This is a genomic window from Halalkalibacterium halodurans, assembly GCF_005671335.1.
GTDB lineage: Bacteria > Bacillota > Bacilli > Bacillales > Bacillaceae_D > Halalkalibacterium > Halalkalibacterium halodurans.
In genome coordinates, this window is the sequence record NZ_CP040441.1 from 822,040 (window position 1) to 838,557 (window position 16,518).

17 protein-coding genes are annotated in these 16,518 nt (G+C 45.1%); 12 read left to right on the top strand and 5 right to left on the bottom strand.

The window, feature by feature from the left end:
- The first annotated feature begins 36 nt into the window (after positions 1–36).
- The 6 genes from FED51_RS04020 to FED51_RS04045 all read left to right on the top strand — a co-directional run bounded on the left by FED51_RS04020 (position 37) and on the right by FED51_RS04045 (position 6,529).
- The gene (locus FED51_RS04020; protein ID WP_053432481.1) at positions 37–1,389 is read left to right on the top strand and encodes an alpha/beta hydrolase family protein; all 1,353 of its coding nucleotides are present in this window, start codon (positions 37–39) and stop codon (positions 1,387–1,389) included.
- Positions 1,390–1,590: 201 nt separating this feature from the next.
- Positions 1,591–2,538, top strand: a complete 948-nt coding sequence (locus FED51_RS04025) for a hypothetical protein (RefSeq protein ID WP_053432482.1) — start codon at positions 1,591–1,593, stop codon at positions 2,536–2,538.
- Positions 2,525–3,154, top strand: coding sequence for a DUF4129 domain-containing protein (locus FED51_RS04030; protein ID WP_053432483.1), 630 nt, complete (start codon positions 2,525–2,527; stop codon positions 3,152–3,154). Before FED51_RS04025 ends, FED51_RS04030 begins: the two co-directional genes overlap by 14 nt.
- Entirely contained in the window at positions 3,151–4,272 is a 1,122-nt protein-coding gene (locus tag FED51_RS04035; protein WP_053432484.1) for a DUF4350 domain-containing protein, read from the top strand. Before FED51_RS04030 ends, FED51_RS04035 begins: the two co-directional genes overlap by 4 nt.
- A gap of 6 nt (positions 4,273–4,278) precedes the next feature.
- A complete protein-coding gene (locus tag FED51_RS04040; RefSeq protein WP_053432485.1) occupies positions 4,279–5,205 on the top strand; it encodes an AAA family ATPase in 927 nt (308 codons plus the stop codon).
- Between the two features lie 16 nt (positions 5,206–5,221).
- Positions 5,222–6,529, top strand: coding sequence for a DUF58 domain-containing protein (locus tag FED51_RS04045; protein WP_233443878.1), 1,308 nt, complete (start codon positions 5,222–5,224; stop codon positions 6,527–6,529).
- On the opposite strand, the gene FED51_RS04050 is transcribed toward FED51_RS04045, so the two are convergent.
- Entirely contained in the window at positions 6,429–7,496 is a 1,068-nt protein-coding gene (locus tag FED51_RS04050; RefSeq protein ID WP_053432487.1) for a stage II sporulation protein M, read from the bottom strand. The genes FED51_RS04045 and FED51_RS04050 overlap by 101 nt on opposite strands.
- A gap of 95 nt (positions 7,497–7,591) precedes the next feature.
- Here FED51_RS04050 and FED51_RS04055 point away from each other — a divergent pair, with 95 nt between their 5' ends.
- Positions 7,592–8,392 carry an RDD family protein gene (locus FED51_RS04055; protein ID WP_053432488.1) on the top strand — a complete coding sequence of 267 codons (801 nt, stop codon included), beginning with the start codon at positions 7,592–7,594 and terminating at the stop codon, positions 8,390–8,392.
- A gap of 43 nt (positions 8,393–8,435) precedes the next feature.
- Here the strand turns inward: FED51_RS04055 and FED51_RS04060 are convergent, their stop codons facing one another.
- The gene (locus tag FED51_RS04060) at positions 8,436–8,717 is read right to left on the bottom strand and encodes a hypothetical protein (protein ID WP_010896908.1); all 282 of its coding nucleotides are present in this window, start codon (positions 8,715–8,717) and stop codon (positions 8,436–8,438) included.
- Between the two features lie 168 nt (positions 8,718–8,885).
- Here FED51_RS04060 and FED51_RS04065 point away from each other — a divergent pair, with 168 nt between their 5' ends.
- A complete protein-coding gene (locus FED51_RS04065) occupies positions 8,886–9,434 on the top strand; it encodes a histidine phosphatase family protein (protein ID WP_053432489.1) in 549 nt (182 codons plus the stop codon).
- 28 nt (positions 9,435–9,462) lie between these two features.
- Here the strand turns inward: FED51_RS04065 and FED51_RS04070 are convergent, their stop codons facing one another.
- Genes FED51_RS04070 through FED51_RS21265 form a run of 3 tightly spaced genes read right to left on the bottom strand, consistent with a single transcriptional unit; the run spans position 9,463 to position 11,774 of the window.
- The gene (locus FED51_RS04070) at positions 9,463–11,157 is read right to left on the bottom strand and encodes a b(o/a)3-type cytochrome-c oxidase subunit 1 (RefSeq protein WP_053432490.1); all 1,695 of its coding nucleotides are present in this window, start codon (positions 11,155–11,157) and stop codon (positions 9,463–9,465) included.
- Entirely contained in the window at positions 11,154–11,627 is a 474-nt protein-coding gene (locus tag FED51_RS04075; RefSeq protein WP_010896913.1) for a cytochrome c oxidase subunit II, read from the bottom strand. The genes FED51_RS04070 and FED51_RS04075 overlap by 4 nt, the downstream gene beginning before the upstream one ends.
- A gap of 21 nt (positions 11,628–11,648) precedes the next feature.
- The gene (locus FED51_RS21265; RefSeq protein ID WP_218973208.1) at positions 11,649–11,774 is read right to left on the bottom strand and encodes a cytochrome c oxidase subunit 2A; all 126 of its coding nucleotides are present in this window, start codon (positions 11,772–11,774) and stop codon (positions 11,649–11,651) included.
- Positions 11,775–11,989: 215 nt separating this feature from the next.
- Here FED51_RS21265 and FED51_RS04080 point away from each other — a divergent pair, with 215 nt between their 5' ends.
- The 4 genes from FED51_RS04080 to FED51_RS04095 all read left to right on the top strand — a co-directional run bounded on the left by FED51_RS04080 (position 11,990) and on the right by FED51_RS04095 (position 16,442).
- Positions 11,990–12,184 carry a hypothetical protein gene (locus tag FED51_RS04080; protein ID WP_053432491.1) on the top strand — a complete coding sequence of 65 codons (195 nt, stop codon included), beginning with the start codon at positions 11,990–11,992 and terminating at the stop codon, positions 12,182–12,184.
- Between the two features lie 11 nt (positions 12,185–12,195).
- Entirely contained in the window at positions 12,196–12,513 is a 318-nt protein-coding gene (locus FED51_RS04085; protein WP_010896916.1) for a spore coat protein, read from the top strand.
- A gap of 471 nt (positions 12,514–12,984) precedes the next feature.
- Complete coding sequence (locus tag FED51_RS04090; RefSeq protein ID WP_053432492.1) at positions 12,985–14,898, top strand: heavy metal translocating P-type ATPase; 1,914 nt, start codon at positions 12,985–12,987, stop codon at positions 14,896–14,898.
- A gap of 215 nt (positions 14,899–15,113) precedes the next feature.
- The gene (locus FED51_RS04095; RefSeq protein WP_053432493.1) at positions 15,114–16,442 is read left to right on the top strand and encodes a CitMHS family transporter; all 1,329 of its coding nucleotides are present in this window, start codon (positions 15,114–15,116) and stop codon (positions 16,440–16,442) included.
- Positions 16,443–16,518: the final 76 nt, after the last annotated feature.

Sequence of the window (16,518 nt, forward strand, 5' to 3'; positions counted from 1 at the left end):
TATCCTTTTATTGGATAAAAGGAGAGGGTGGGGAGGATGAAACTGTTAGAGATTGGTCTGTTAGTTTGTACAGCGATCATACTGTATGGTTATGTTTTTGGCTATGGAACGAGATGGAGAAACATAGTATTGTCGATCATTGGTGTCGTAGTTCTCTTGTTTCATATCTTCATCGAAGGTCCGCGAATCCAGTCGCTTCTATTGTATGGTATTTTTGGTGTATGTCTTGTTTTTGTCGTCATTAGCTTTGTAAGAAAAACGCGAGAGGGAGAGCGGAAGAAATGGAAGTGTGTCGTTGCCGGAGGGCTGGGAACAATCGCACTGGCGGTTACGATGGCTGTGCCGCTTTATCTTCTTCCGATCGTCACCCTCCCTGAGCCCACAGGTCCATATGAGATCGGTGTCACCAATTTCCATTGGATTGATCACGACCGTGAAGAAGTAGAAGGAGTCAATGGAAATCGTGAATTGATGGTCCGAATATGGTATCCGGCAGAACTAACAGAAGGTGGATTGAAGGCACCTTACGCTTTTGATCCTAGCTATACGGAACTTGTCAGTAAAGAGCTTCCATATTATTATAAGGCATTGCTTTATTCCGTCGTTCAAACGGAAACCCATTCGTTTGCAAACGTTCCTGTAGCAGATCATGGGGCTCCTTATCCTGTGTTAATATTGTCACCAGGGTATGGAAACTCGAACTTTATGTATACAAGTCAGGCGGAGACTTTGGCGAGCCATGGTTACATCGTGTGCAGCATTGAGCATACGTATTATACAGGGCTGCCGACCCTGTTTCCTGATGGCCGTGTTGTTTATGAACAAATTGATTTTGAGGACGGTCGAGATTTAGATGAGGAAATCACCGTTTGGGTTGATGACGTCCAATTTGTCCTTGATCAGCTCCAAAAGTGGAACGAGAGTGATCCGCAAAATTTATTGAATGGGAGATTGGATATGGATCGAGTCGGTATGCTCGGGCATTCGTTTGGTGGAGCGACCACGGCGCAAGTGATGCATCAGGACCCGCGAATTCGAGCAGGGGTCAATATGGATGGTTTTCTTTTTGGTTCTCTCATTGAAGAGGGGCTTGATTATCCATTCATGTATATGTCAGGGGTAGAAGAGGTCTCTATGGAAGGCCCTGATGGAAAAAAAGTTGAAGAAGCTGAGCTGCCAGAGGAATTTCAAGAGTTTATCGCAGATGATAAAAGGCGGAAAGAGGGCGCATTGAAAAATAACGGATTGTATGTCGTAATAGAGAACGCGGAACATGAAAGCTTTTCCGACTGGATGCTGTATTCCCCCCTCTTACTCGACCGTGATCTTCCCATGTTAGATCAAATCAACAAAACGTTGCTCGACTTTTTTGATGAGCATTTAAAATAAGACATGAGCTGCCTTCAAACCGAAGGCAGTTTTTTCGTAGCAAGAACAAGACTTTCGTTCTATTAAAAAAAGAAAACTTCACAGGACTATCGGATGAGTTCTGTTGAATTTTGTAGAATCGGAGAAATACATTTTGGCAAGAATTATCGGGTTTAGTATAATAATAACAGTTTTTATAGATTACATAGTGGGAGGAGACAGATGCAGTTGTTTTCAAAGCCGATGGGTGTCGGCGAAATTTTAGATCAAAGTTTTCAAATTTATCGTAAGCATTTTAAAGTATTAATGCTCCTTGTTCTCATCCTTTTTGGTCCTTTTTATTTTCTTCAGCACTTGCTGCTCTTTAATTTATCGGTTGTGCCGATTTTTAATGAAGATGTGGTCTATACGTGGATGGATGACGACATCTTTTTCATTGGTTTTATCATTCTCATGTTGCTATTGCCTGTGTATCTCCTAGCATGGCTTCCTGTAACCATTGCGGCGCCTTTGCATGTCGTTCACGCCGTGGTGGAAAAAAGACCGATTCAGCTTAAAGAGATCTTAAAAAAATCGTTCTCTCCTTATTGGAAGATGGTAGGGAATACGTTTTTGTTTGGCCTTGTCATAATGGCGATCCAATTCGGGATGACGCTGCTAACGATGCTCGTCGTATTCGTTTTTATGTTTCTCGGTGTTTCGCTAGGTGCTGGTTTTTATGATCTAGACATGATCGGCTTTGATTCACACGGGCTTGGCATGATTTTTACGGTGATTTTTATCGGATTGTACTATTTGCTCGTATTTTCGGTCTATGTGTTGTATTCCTTTTTTATGATTCGGTTCGGCTACTTTCTCCCGCCCGTTATTTTTGGTGAGGAGCGAATTGGTTTAGGCCGTAGCTGGCGGTTGACCGAGGGGAGCTTTTGGCGAATCTTTGCTGTGTATCTCGTCATCGCCCTTGTTTGTTCTGTGATCATTCTCGGAATTTATGGCGTGGCGCTTCTTTTGTTTCAAGCTTCATTGCTCGGTCAATTAATTGCCACTCTACTCACGATGTTCGTTCTCCCATTAGCGCTCATCCCATATGGATTGATCTATTTCGATTTGCGGGTGCGTAATGAGGGTGTTGATTTAGAAAGGGCCATGATGACTTATGAAAGAAACTAGCATCCAGGCAGATAGAGAAACACTAGAAGAGATTTTGAGCCGGGAGGAGTACACAGCCTATACAAGGGAGCGGATGCCTAACCCGGTGTTGGAATGGATTCAGGGTGTATTAAAAAAAATGGAGGATCTTTTTCCTGAAATTTCGGTATCACCTGGGACATCGATTAGTTCCGCTTCGCTCGTGCTCATTCTTCTGCTTATCTTGCTAGCAGGAGTGATCGCTTGGCTTACGTACAAGCTAGTGTCAGCCCGAATCAGGCGTACCTATGCTGTCTACTTAAGCGACCGGGAAATGGAGCAGACAGTAGACGCTTTGTTACAAAAAGCTGACACATTCGCTTCGGAGCATAATTATTTTGAAGCCATTCGTTACAGCTTTTTAGCGTTGCTCAAAGGTCTCGATGATCGAGAGTGGATTCGTGCGGAAAAATGGAAGACAAACTTTGAATATGCGGAGGAGCTTTCCTTTCATCAGCCGGAAGCGGTTTTACCGTTTCGGCAGGCCGCCCGCTTATTTGAGCGTGTCTACTACGGGCGAGGGACATATGGGAAGCAGGAATATGAGCAAATGATTCAAATGGTTGCTCCATATGTGCGGAAGGAGGGAGGCCAATGAAAAGTAAGGAACATCTCCCTCTGATTTTAAGCATTGCCGCTTTTCTTGTCGTCGGGCTTCTTGTCATAAAGCCAAACTCAGAGGAAGTAGCACCGCCCTATGCTTCCTCGTCTGCAGCTCCTGATGGGGTGAAAGGGCTATTTACGTTATTTGATGAGAGTGACATACAGGTAGGTGCATGGACGAAACCGTGGACCCAGTTGCCCGATCGAGGCAATCAAACCTTAATTGTGATCGAACCACGTGACATCGTAGATGAGGAGATTGAGCAAATTGAAGACTGGGTGGCTCTTGGAAATGAGTTGCTCGTATTTGTAGACGAACCAAACGATTGGGAAATGTTCTCGTCCACCGATGGTTGGGACCATGGTGATGCGGTACAGGATATAGTGGGGATGAGTGGTTTAGAGACGATGGGTTTAGGAGAGGTTTCAACCGATGATCGACTAGAATATCGCGAGGATCTTGAGCGTATTCTCATAGACGATAACGGAATTCTTGCTGGCCGCATGGAGATAGGGGAAGGGGGCATTTCGTTATTTTTGCTCCCCGACTGGCTACGAAATGATACCATTTTGGAAAACGACCATTTCGAGCTTTTATGGCCCCATCTTAAAAGAGAGGACGGGCTCGTCTGGTTTAATGACTATCACCGAGGCATTCAAGATAAACCAGGTTTATTGGCTGCCTACCCTAATTGGTTTCTTGCTGTTGTGCTGCAACTTGTCATCGGTGCCTTGCTTTGGATTTGGTACAAGGCCGTTCGGTTTGAGCCGGCTTATACACCGAGGGAGTGGACGGTTCGGCGCGGTGATGAGACCTTGCTGGCGGTTGGGGGCTGGTATGAACGACAAAAGCTAACCCGAGAAGCGTTTGAGCAACAAATGACGTATGTGCGCAGCTTGCTCCGTGAACAGTGGGGACTACGAAAGGATGCCAGTGATCCTCAAGTGCTTGCAGCTGCGAGGCGACATTGGCAGCAGGAAGATGTGGAACGGCTCGCAGACCTGTTGCAAAGCTGGCAGGAAGCACAAAAAATGTCGAGCTACCCAGCGACGAAGTTTCTGACAGACAGTCAAAAAGCAGACTTCGTGATCAAAAAATTACAGGGAGAGTGACGAGCATTGCAACAGTTACTACAGCAAATGGATCAAGTGATCATCGGACAGCAAAAAAATATTCGTCTATTGTTAACCGCTTTTTTGGCAGGTGGGCACGTGCTGTTAGAAGGGGTGCCGGGCATCGGGAAGACGAAAATGGTCCGGGAGCTTGCCGATTTGACCGATGGCGATTTTAAGCGAGTGCAGTTTACTCCTGATATGATGCCAAGTGATGTGACAGGAAACGTCATTTTCAATTCTAAAGATAATGACTTTCAAATGGTGAAAGGTCCTGTCTTTACGAATTTATTGCTAGCCGACGAAATCAATCGAACGCCACCAAGAACTCAGGCGGCCCTGCTAGAAGCGATGGAGGAGCGGCAAGTGACGATCCAAGGGGAAACATACCAGCTGCCGGACCCGTTTTTTGTCGTGGCGACGCAAAACCCAATTGAATATGAAGGGACATATCCATTGCCGGAAGCCCAGCTTGACCGTTTTTTATTTAAGCTTGAAGTCACCTACCCTTCCCTCGAAGCAGAACTGCAGATTGTCAAAGGCCATGTTCCGTTTTTCGTTGAACAAGGGAATGAGACGGATGGTCGCTCTGCCTTTTCACTAGCCGAGTTGAGGGAGCTACGTCAACAGCTTCAACAGGTTGTTGTAGAAGACTCCCTTATGGAATACATGGTGACAATTATTCGCAAAACGAGAGAAGATCAACGGGTCATGAATGGGGCGAGCCCGCGGGCTGCGATTGCATTAATGATGGCGGCACGGGCGTGGGCTTTACTTGACGGGCGTCAATTCGTCACACCGGATGACATTAAAATGATCACGGTCCCGGCACTAAGACACCGTCTACAATTGACGCCGCAAGTAGAATTGGAGGGAGAAACTAGTGACCACTTCATCCAGGAAACGCTGGCCTCTGTTCCGGTCCCTCGCTAACGTACTGGAGAGAAAAATGATTTTGCCAACGCCTCGGATGGCATGGATTGCGATGGCTGGTGCGCTCCTTGTGGCTGTTGGATATGCTGTTGGAATCGGGCTCTGGGCTTTGCTGTTTGTCAATTTGGGACTAGTTGTCGTGAGCGGAATTGAGCTTGCCTTGCTTCCAAGGCGTAAGGAGCTAATCTTCAAGCGAGTGTTACCGGCACGAGCAGATATGGAGCAGCCGTTTCATGTGGAGATACACGGACGATCGCCGAAGCCTCTCATGGTATCGTGGGAGATTCAAGACGATGTGCCGCAAACGTTTATTGCACCGAAAGAGTCGATGGCAGGGCGATGGCGCGGGAAAACGGCAACCATTGCCTATACGACAGCGGGAAAAGAAAGAGGAAACTATCCGTTTTCCTATTTGCGCATTCGCTTAAAAGGACCCTTTGGCTTATGGATGAAGCAAACGAAAGTATTCACTGAACAGGAGATGAAAATTTTTCCTGATTTATCAGGAGTGCGAGGAATTTTAGCTTCGATGCAAAATCAATTCATGCTCGAAGGGAAAAAAGTGAATCGAAAAGAGCGAACAGGCTCTGAGCTTCACGCGATTCGGGAATACATCCCAGATGATGATCCCCGGTTGATCAACTGGAAGGCCACGGCTCGTACAGGGACGTTAATGACGAGCGAGTTTCGACCGGAGCGGGGAAAAGTCGTGATGCTCATGCTCGATTGCGGAAGAATGATGGGGATCGAGCTAAACAATCGGACGAAGCTAGATGCGACGATTGAAGCTGCCCTATCGCTAGCAGCGGTTGCTCTCAAGCAAGGGGATAAAGTAGGGTTGATCGCTTTTTCGAATGAGATTAAAGCCTACGTCCCACCGGCTACAGGTATGAAGCAATTACAAGTGATGACCGAAGCCATTTACGATCTGAAGAGCGATTTTGTTGAAGCGAGTTACAGTTTTGCGTTGCAATATTTAATGAAAGTTCAGAAGAAGCGCAGCTTGATCGTCCTCTTTTCCGATATGGACAACTACATGTTTGATAGTGGACTTAGGTCACTGTTATTACGAATCAGAAGGCAGCATTATTTGTTACTTCTTGGGCTTCGGGATGATGTTTTGCATGAGTGGACGTTGATTGATACGAAGAAGCGGCGCGACGCCTTTAATAAAAGCATAGCCTATAAGTTTACGATGGACCGACAAGCGGCCACCGCTCATATTAGAGCGGCGGGGATTGATGCGATTGACGTTCCTGTAGGAGAATTGGCTTGGAATGCGGTGAACCGTTATTTGCTCGTGAAATCTCAGGATGCTCTTTAACTTGTTGCGCTGATGCGTTTCGATTATGAACAACGCCATACCATATGTACAGGCCAAGGGCAATCAGTGTAGCAAAAGCGACAATGTACTTAGCCTCAAGGGATAGGGTCGACGGTGTAATGTACCCCTCGATCAGTCCAGCGATGACAAACAGCGGAATCGTACCAAGTAAGAGCAACGCCGATTCCTTCACCGTGCGCAGCAAACGGTATTTCCACGTAAATGGCCCAGGATGGATCATCCGGTAGCCGAGGTATAACCCAGACCCGCCAGCAATGAAAATGGCGACGAGCTCGATAATGCCGTGTGGTAAGATGTAAGCCCAAAACACATAGCTCATACCTGAATGCCAAAACAAAGCGGCGAGGGCACCAATAATGAGGCCGTTGTAGACGAGCAAATAAATCGTCAACAAGCCGAACGTGATGCCAGCTACAAAGGCGAGAATCGCCACACGAATGTTATTGACCATGATCTCTGAAGAAAAGGTGGCATTCGCTAGCTGGTCATGTCCTTCTCCGACGCGATGAGGATCAACTGCGTGACTGATTTCAGGCGGAAGGACGACATATAGGTTCATCGGATCTGTCCAAACGGCAAAAAAGCCAGCAAATCCTCCGACGATGAAGAGGAGAAGCGCTGCAAGGATAAATCCTTTTCGATCGACTAGCATTTGGACAAAGTGCCGCTTGAAAAAGTCTCCGAGACGATGGGACGTTTTCCATTGTTCTGAATGGAGCACGTGGTGGGCTCGTGACACGAGTTGATTTAGTACGATTTTGACTTCATCGTTCGGATAATAGGTTTGCGCATAAGCCAAATGAGCAGAGGCTGTTTTGTACAAATGGGAGAGACGGTCAATGTCCGTTGCTTCTACGGTGCGTTTCTTTCGTTCAAACTGGATCAGAAGCTCATCAAGCTCAGACCAGACCTTTTTATATTGTTGAATAAAATGTTGAACATTCACAGGATGGAGACGACTCCTTTCTGAAAAATAGCAGTATATCGTAGTTTCATACAATCTATATATTACCATAAGTAAACTGGAAAGGAGAGAAAAGAATGGATGCGAATAGCAACCGTCAAACGACAATTGTTACGTCAGAGCATGTGAAGTTAGAGCTAACAACCGCAGGGATTGGTAGTCGTGCGGTGGCCTTATTACTAGATTATCTGCTCATAGTCGCCTTGTTTTGCCTTTTTTGGTTGTTCGGCGGCATGCTGTTTATTTTATTTGGCGGCGATTGGAATGACCTTTTGCTCGATTATGTGTTTGCCTTTTTAACGATTTTACTCGCGCTCTTAATCGGCGCCTATTTCATTATTATGGAATACTATCGCGCTGGACAAACTTTCGGGAAAAGATGGACAGGATTGCGCGTCGTCCAAGAAAATGGTCAGCCTGTTACGTTCCTCTCTGCTGTCATACGTAATTTTTTCCGGCTGATCGACTCACTCCCGTTTTTTTATTTTATAGGGATTGTTTGGATGTTCTTTCATTCGAAAGATAAACGCCTAGGAGATGTGGCGGCTGGGACTGTAGTGGTGCGAGACGTGCAGCATGCCCGGGAGCGCCGGAAACTCCGGGCGAAGAAGTGGATTCAGCGCTTTAAAGCGAACCGTTCAGTCAACATGCAACTCCCTGAACATGTGGAAAAGAAATTAGAGCGGGAAGATTGGCAGCTGTTACAGGCATATATTGAACGGCTTCCTTCCCTCCATAAAAGCAAACGAAAAGAATTGGCGCAAAGAATGGCAGGGCACTTTTGCGAAAAACTTGAATTGGATCAGGCGCTCATGGAGCGACCCGTATCCTTTTTGATCAGCCTCTATGAAAAAGGGTATGAGGATTGGTCGATCTAATGAAAAAATCCTGTTCTCTAAGAGAGAGCAGGATTTTTTTTCATTAATAGCTTAAAAGTGCAGCAAACATAAAAAAGAAAATAAGAAGAATGACATAAAGACCGACGACAATGGCCATCATGATGAGAAAGGCTTTAGAGTAATTTTCTTTGTTCGGATTGGCATTTCCGCCAAACGCCCAAATGCACACCATGATAAGATTTACGATGGGGATCACCAAAAGAAGCATCGTGATTAACCATTCAGACACTTTCATCACTGGAGCCGTTTCCTCTGCGACGTGAACAGTTGATTGAGCTGTAGTGGTTTGAACCTCTGTCTCCATCTCTTTCACCTCCTTCCAAAAAAGGAATCAATATGTAGCCGTAACTCTCTTATTTTAGCGATTACCGGCAGATTGTGCAATACAAGAAGGAGGCTTTTATTCATTTCTATTGCTTATGATAGAATCGTAGATAAGAAAAGGCGTGACGCTTGAATAGGATGTGGTTAGATGAAGATTGGATTGCTTCGTCATTTTAAAGTGACGAGAGGATACCCGAATCGGTTAGTAACATCGGATGAGCTGATGAAGTGGGTCGAAGAGTATGATGCGTCCGAGGTGGAGGCGAATGAGGTTGATTTACGAGGGATCGAATGGGAGAAGTGCTATTCGAGTGATTTGCCGCGGGCGATTCAAACGGCGGAGGCTGTTTATGATGGGGAAATCGAAAGGATGGAAGCCCTGCGCGAAATTCGGCTTGCGCCGCTTTTTCGTATGAACGTTCGCTTGCCACTGTTTGTCCATCTCCTGTTCATTCGCGGGGCGTGGTTGTTTAATCACAAGTCACAACCAGAAGCTAGGCAGGAAGTGATTGTGAGAATACGCTCTACTTTAGATGAGATCGTAAAGGAAGAGAAGGATGTGCTCATTGTTAGTCACGGTGGGGTGATGATGTTTATGCGCAAGGAACTGATGCGCCGTGGATTTCGTCCACAGGGAGCAGCCTTTAAGCGACCGGAAAACGGCAAGCTGTATGTGTTTGAAAAACAGGGCACCTGAGAGGTACCCTGTTTTTGCTATCGAGAGGTTACCACGTTCGAAACCCTCTAGAACCTGATTCCATGTGATGCAGCAATTCAGCAATCGGAATGGCATACGCTGCGATAATGAGAAAAGCGGCAATACCGATCCAAACCCACCATTTTTCCAAAAGCTTCGGCGTGCTTGATGGATCACTTTCTGCTAATGGAAACTCGACGATTTCCTCTTCGGTCGCCTTTGGGCCAACTAGGCTGATCACGACGATCACGATTAACAGCATGGCTGATAGAAACAGAATGGTTCCGCCAACGGCCATCGTCACATGGTTGGAAAAGATGCCGTCAAACCATGTTAAAGCGGCCTCGTGTCCACCGTACTCTGTGAATGCGGTTCTTCTCGGTGCACCGAGAAGTCCCAAGACGTGTTGTGCTGTTGACATGAGGAACATTCCGAGCGACCAAGTGATTACTTGGATCAACGCTAATTTTTTCGCGAGTCGTGAAAATGGCCTTCCGGTTAAGTAGGGAACAAGCCAAAAAGTCAATCCGTAAAACGTCATCGCAACAGGAGCGCCGACAGTAATGTGAAAATGGCCAACGACCCACAATGTATTGTGGACGACTTCATTTAGTTGAAAACTAGCGTTTATAATCCCGCCAATTCCCCCGGGAATAAAGAACAACATCGCAAGGAAGAGTGAAAGGAAGCGGACATCGCGCCACGGTAGTTTTGTAAACCAGCCGAATAGGCCTTTTCCTCCTTTTTCTCTACCGCTTATTTCGAACACGGCGAACATGGAAAATGCCGTCATCAAAGACGGAATGATGACCATAAAGGTTAAAACGGTTTGGAGAAATTTCCAAAAATGATCAATTCCAGGGTCAACGGCTTGGTGATGAAAGCCAACCGGGATCGAAAATAAGAGAAAGAGAATGAAGGCAAGTCGAGCAAGTGAGTCACTAAATACGTTGACGCCAAGCAGCTTTGGAACAATTAAATACCATGCCATATAGGCTGGAAGCAACCAAAAATAAACAAGGGGATGCCCGAAATACCAAAATAACGTCCGGCTCAGCCCGACATTAATGGTATCTACCCATCCGAAGGCTAGAGGGATGAATTGAAACAATACGGTCGCGACAACGCCTAAACATGCGATGATCCATAGAATGAGCGTGGTAACCGTCATAAAGGCAAACAGAGGGCTCAATGATCCTTTATGTCGCTTTTTCCACGAGACATAATGGCCAATTAAGGCGAAGCCACTAATCCAAGTCCCTACAACGAAAAGGGCTAATCCAATATAGAAAAAGCCATTCGCTTGTAGAGGAGCGTAAAAGGTGTACAACACGCTAGCCTCTCCAGACACGATCATGATGACCGTTATGATCGTACCTAGGGTCATGACGAAAAAACCGATCCATGAAGTCATGCGAACGTTATCACTGAAGGAGCCGAGGGTTTTACTCATCCCAGTATAAAAAAAGCCAAAAATGAAGTAGGTGGTGAACACGAGTGCGAGCAATACCCCGTGGGCTGTAAGAATTTGATAGTAATCAAGCCATGCAGGTAATTGAATCGCGTCATTGCGAATGAACACTTGCAGTAGACCGCATAAAGTCCCTACTAAAAAGGCGGCATAGGCTACATTAATGTTGGTCAAGGCGAGCTTGCGATCAGGCTTTGCAACGCTATCCGTTATCGTTAGCTTTTGGTCACGTAACGCTGTTTCGGTATTCATTGAGAAACCACCTCGATTTCCATGCTCATATAATGGTGACCCGCCCCGCAGTATTCATTACATACGATTAAATAATGTCCCGTTTCTTTAAAGGTGTACTCTTTTGTTGAAATGAGACCAGGGACCACCATCATATTGACATTCGTATTGACGATCGAAAAGCTATGAGTGACGTCCGTACTCGTAACGTTAAAAATGATTTTCTTGTCAACAGGTACGGTGATCGTATTTGGTTGATAGCTAAAGGCCATGGCGACAACGGCAACTTCGTAAGTGTCTTCGTCAATTTTCGTGACGCCAGGGCTATCAAAAGGGGGCGTTTCATGCACGCGTTCAGGGTCAATGGTGCTTGACCCCCCTGAAGGATGGTGATCAAAAGAAAAGGCACTAACGCCAATAATAGTAAGAAATAAAATAAGACAACAAATACTAAAAATCAGCCAAATTTTTTCGAATTTATGCAAATGCATAAGATTTCACCTCCTTGTTATTTAGCGAGTGACATAAAACAAATACATGCCAAACCAAGCAATACAAATAAGCAAGCCGAGAATAAACACACTAACTAATGTTCCTTTCAAATGAGTATGATGTGGTTCCTGATCGGTTTTTTTCACAAGATCACCTCATTCCTAGGTATTAATTACCATCATTGTATAAAATGAAATTATTTTAGTCTGTGACTTATATCACAATAGATAGAATTTAATGGAAAATGAAATTGGATCAACGATGGGTACTCATAATTAGTGGGTTTTTCGTTTCCAGTATTTTCAAAATTAATTGTGGAGGATCTGGATACAATATTTGACGGAAAGGGTGGTGATTGACAGTGCAAAAAGCATTAGGTGTTCACGAAAGTTTAGAACTGCATGAACTGCTAACGTTTAAAAATGTTTGCTTAACGAAATCTTCAACAATGATGGGGTTAGTTAATTGTGAAGAGCTTCGTGGTCTCATGCAGCAAGATGTTCAAGCAACAAAGCAATCCATTCAGCAAATTCAAAATTTAATGCAAGGCCAGTAGGAGGGAAGAACATGAATCAATTTGTCCAAAACATGACAGGAATGGGCCCAATGACAGATCAGGTCGTGGCAACCGATATGCTCATTGCTGCAAAAGCAGGAATTAAAAATATTGCGACCGCGATCTCAGAATCTGCAACACCAGAGGTTCGGGCGGCACTCCAACAGCAACTTGACCAACAAATCCGTTTTCACGGTCAAATGACCGAATACATGATGAAAAACGGGTACTACCATCCATATAATATGGAAGAGCAAGTAAGGGTGGATCTGGCAGCGGCGAATACAGCACTTTCGCAAGCTAATCAAGGTCAACAAATGCAGCAGTAATACATGTGCAGACTAAGACCATGGAGAGATGTGTCTCTGTGGTCTTTTTTCGTTTTAAACGATGTGACTTTCGGCCTAATGGTGAGCTGTTTTGACATTTGAGTTTATAGGCTTTTACCTTTTTTAAAAAAATGAACCTCTGATTTTTCAAGGAGTTCCTTTTCTGTTCCATGAGGGTGTGTGGCACTCTCGGTGCTTTTGCTTATAGTAAATTATTCAAAACACAAAGCAGAAATCAAGAATCTTTGAAAATGAAATTCGTTATCAATAATTTTTATTAAATTAAAATTATTATTGTTTAATTTTTTGTTTGTTCATGTTATGATATGTATGTTCATCATGATTTAGTGTTATTTTTAAAGGGGTTTTGGTCATTTAGAGTGAGTATTAATGATGATTATTATTCTCATTTAACCAATAATTAAACGAGAATGAATCTCAGTTTAATGATAATCGGAGGAGGAGATTTCCATGTTTGTAGAAACAAAATCTTTGAAACAAACAAATCGAATGGATACGAGTTGGTTTGAAAAATTAAAGCCTCATGCTGAGCTGTTAGCCGCTCTGTTTAGCGGCTTGCTCATTTCCATTGGATGGGTGTTGGAAAATCAGCAAATCATTCCTGTAGCTGTTGCCGTCTATTTAGCTGCGTATGTGATCGGTGGGTATGCGAAGGCAAAGGAAGGCATTGAAGAAACAATTGCAAATAGAGAATTGAATGTTGAAATGCTCATGATCTTTGCGGCGATTGGTTCCGCGGCAATTGGGTACTGGATCGAAGGAGCGATATTAATCTTTATTTTCTCATTAAGCGGTGCGCTTGAAACGTACACAATGAACAAAAGCAATAAAGAAATTTCGGCCTTGATGGAATTACAGCCGGAGGAAGCGCTACGGGTGAGAAATGGGAGTGAGGAAAGAATTCCTGTTAGTCAGTTACTAGTCGGGGATGTCATTGTCATCAAACCAGGGGAACGGGTGCCTTCCGACGGAAAGATCATCGAAGGTCAGACAAGTCTTGACGAAGCGGCGATTACAGGGGAATCCATCCCCGTTAGCAAGTCATTACACGACGAAGTATTTGCCGGAACGGTGAATGTGCGCGGAACGATTATGGTGGAAATTACGAAGCCGAATAGCGAGACCTTATTTCAAAAAATCATTCAATTAGTGCAAACGGCTCAAAGTGAGAAATCGCCGTCCCAGCAATTTATTGAACGATTTGAGGGGCCGTATGTAAAAACAGTTCTTGTGGCGGTCGGGCTCATGATGTTTGTGCCCCATTTTGCCTTTGGCTGGAGCTGGACGGAGACGTTTTACCGAGCGATGATTTTGCTTGTCGTGGCGTCCCCTTGTGCGCTCGTAGCATCGATCATGCCAGCGACTTTATCGGCGATATCGAATGGTGCCCGAAAAGGGATATTACTAAAGGGTGGTGTGCACCTTGAGAATCTTGGCCAGTTGAGAGCAATTGCGTTCGATAAAACAGGAACATTGACGAAAGGCACACCAGAGGTGACCGATGTTATTGTTCGTGATGGAATGACGAAGGAGGAGCTACTCACCTATGTGGTGTCGATTGAAAAATATTCAAACCATCCACTCGCTTCTGCCATTGTTCGCCATGCATCCACCTGTATGAACGATCAGCTAAAACCTGTAAACATGGAGGATGTGGCTGGGTTCGGAGTCAGCGCGTATCTGAATGGTGTATCCTGGAAGATCGGGAAGGCTGATTTCGTTGGCAAGGTGGAAGCAGAGCAGTTTAAAGGCGGAGTCGCTACCCGGTTAGCTGAGGAAGGAAAAACAATCGTTTTTGCAAGAGACGAGCAAGGAATAGCCGGAGTGATCGCTCTTAAGGACCAGGTTCGCAAAGACACGCTCGCGGCGATTCAACAATTGCAAAAAGCAGGGATTCGCACGATCATGCTAACGGGAGACAGCGAAAAAACGGCGGCGGCCATTGCGAAGGAAAGTGGCATTGATACGTATGTTGCAGAATGTCTTCCAGAGACGAAGGTAGATGAAATGAAGAAACTAAAACAGGCATACGGCACTGTCGCGATGGTAGGGGACGGGATTAATGATGCTCCTGCTTTGGCAACGGCTTCCGTCGGTATCGCCATGGGGGAAGGAACCGATGTGGCGCTAGAGACGGCGGATGTAGTGCTCATGAAAAACCACTTGCCGCGAATCGCTGAAGCCGTCCAACTTTCGAAAAAAATGAATCGAATCGTGAAGCAAAACATCGTGTTCTCCATTGTGGTCATCCTTGCGTTAATTGCCTCGAACTTTATGCAGTTTCTGCACTTGCCGATGGGAGTCATCGGGCATGAAGGAAGTACAATATTAGTCATTCTAAATGGGCTCAGGCTGTTACGATAAAACTATGAAACAACTAGGCATCGTCTATATGGCGATGTCTTTTGTTCTTCCGTGAACAAAATAAACAAAATTCGTTTTATGTGAGTAAGCTTTTTCTCCGTATTTTTTGTATGGTATGTTTCTATATATTAAAAAAATTGATTCAATTCACGCCTTATTTTGAAAGCGCTTAACATTTGATAGGGCGTGTGAAGATCGTTCAGGGGGGAGAAAGCATGCTTAGTCTTATCGGTTTGGCGACGATCCTGGTCATTGTCATCATGCTTTTACGTGGCAAAATGACACCGATCATTGCATTAGTTATCATTCCACTCGTGGCTGCTTTGGTAGCTGGCTTCGACATTATTGAGATCGGCGGGTTCTTCGATGAAGGAATCGACAGGGTCATTAATGTTGTCATTATGTTCATTTTTGCGATTCTTTACTTCGGTATTATGCAAGACGCCGGATTGTTTGATCCGATCATTGATCGAATGATTGCTATTTCAAGAGGAAATGTGATAGCGGTTGCAGTAGCGACGGTCCTTATCGCAGCGGTCGCTCACTTGGACGGATCAGGGGCGTCGACGTTTTTAATTACGATCCCTGCATTGCTTCCGTTATACAAGCGATTGAATATGAATCCGTACTTGCTCCTATTGTTGGTCGGAACGAGTGCCAGTGTGCTAAACATGCTTCCGTGGGCTGGACCACTCGGTCGAACGGCAGCAGTACTAGGAATGGATGCGACAGAGCTATGGCGTCCGCTCATTCCACTGCAAATTATCGGACTCTTTGTCTTAATCGGGCTAGCCGTCTTATTAGGAATTCGAGAAAAACGGCGTATTGCCAAGCTTGATCCGACTGCCATCGCAGAGACAGCAGCGGCGCAAGAGGCAGAGATTAAAGCTGATGATCAAACAAAGAAGAAGGATCGTTCATTAGCTCGTCCAAAATTGCTTTGGGTCAACTTATTGATTACGCTCGCGTTGATCGGTCTGCTCGTCTGGGGGGAAATTCCTGCAGGATTTGTCTTTATGATCGCGCTAGGCGTCGCTTTACCGCTTAACTATCCGAAGGTAAAAGATCAAATGGAGCGAATCAAAGCTCACGCCCCTAATGCATTATTAATGGCGTCGATCATTTTGGCAGCGGGAGCATTTTTAGGGATCTTAGGTGGCACTGGGATGCTCGATGCGCTCGCTGAAGATATCGTAAAAGTGTTACCGGCATTTGCGGTTCCATATTTACACTTAATTATCGGTGTGTTCGGTGTTCCATTTGAGCTAGTGCTTAATACGGACGCCTACTACTTTGCATTGCTACCAGTTGTAGAGCAAATCGTGACCGGTTACGGTGTCGATAGTGTGACTGCAGCTTATGCTCTAATCATCGGTAACATCATCGGTACGTTTGTCAGCCCATTTGCGCCAGCATTATGGCTAGCTCTTGGTTTGGCAGGGTTAGAGATGGGGAAACATATCCGCTACTCGCTTTTCTGGGTATGGGGATACAGTTTGGTTTTGTTCATCATTGCGATCTTCATGGGAATCATAGTGATTTAACGGAAACGGATTGAAGAATGCTGATAAGTTACCTTACAAATGAATGGTTTCTCGCCTAAAATCATCATATACTAAC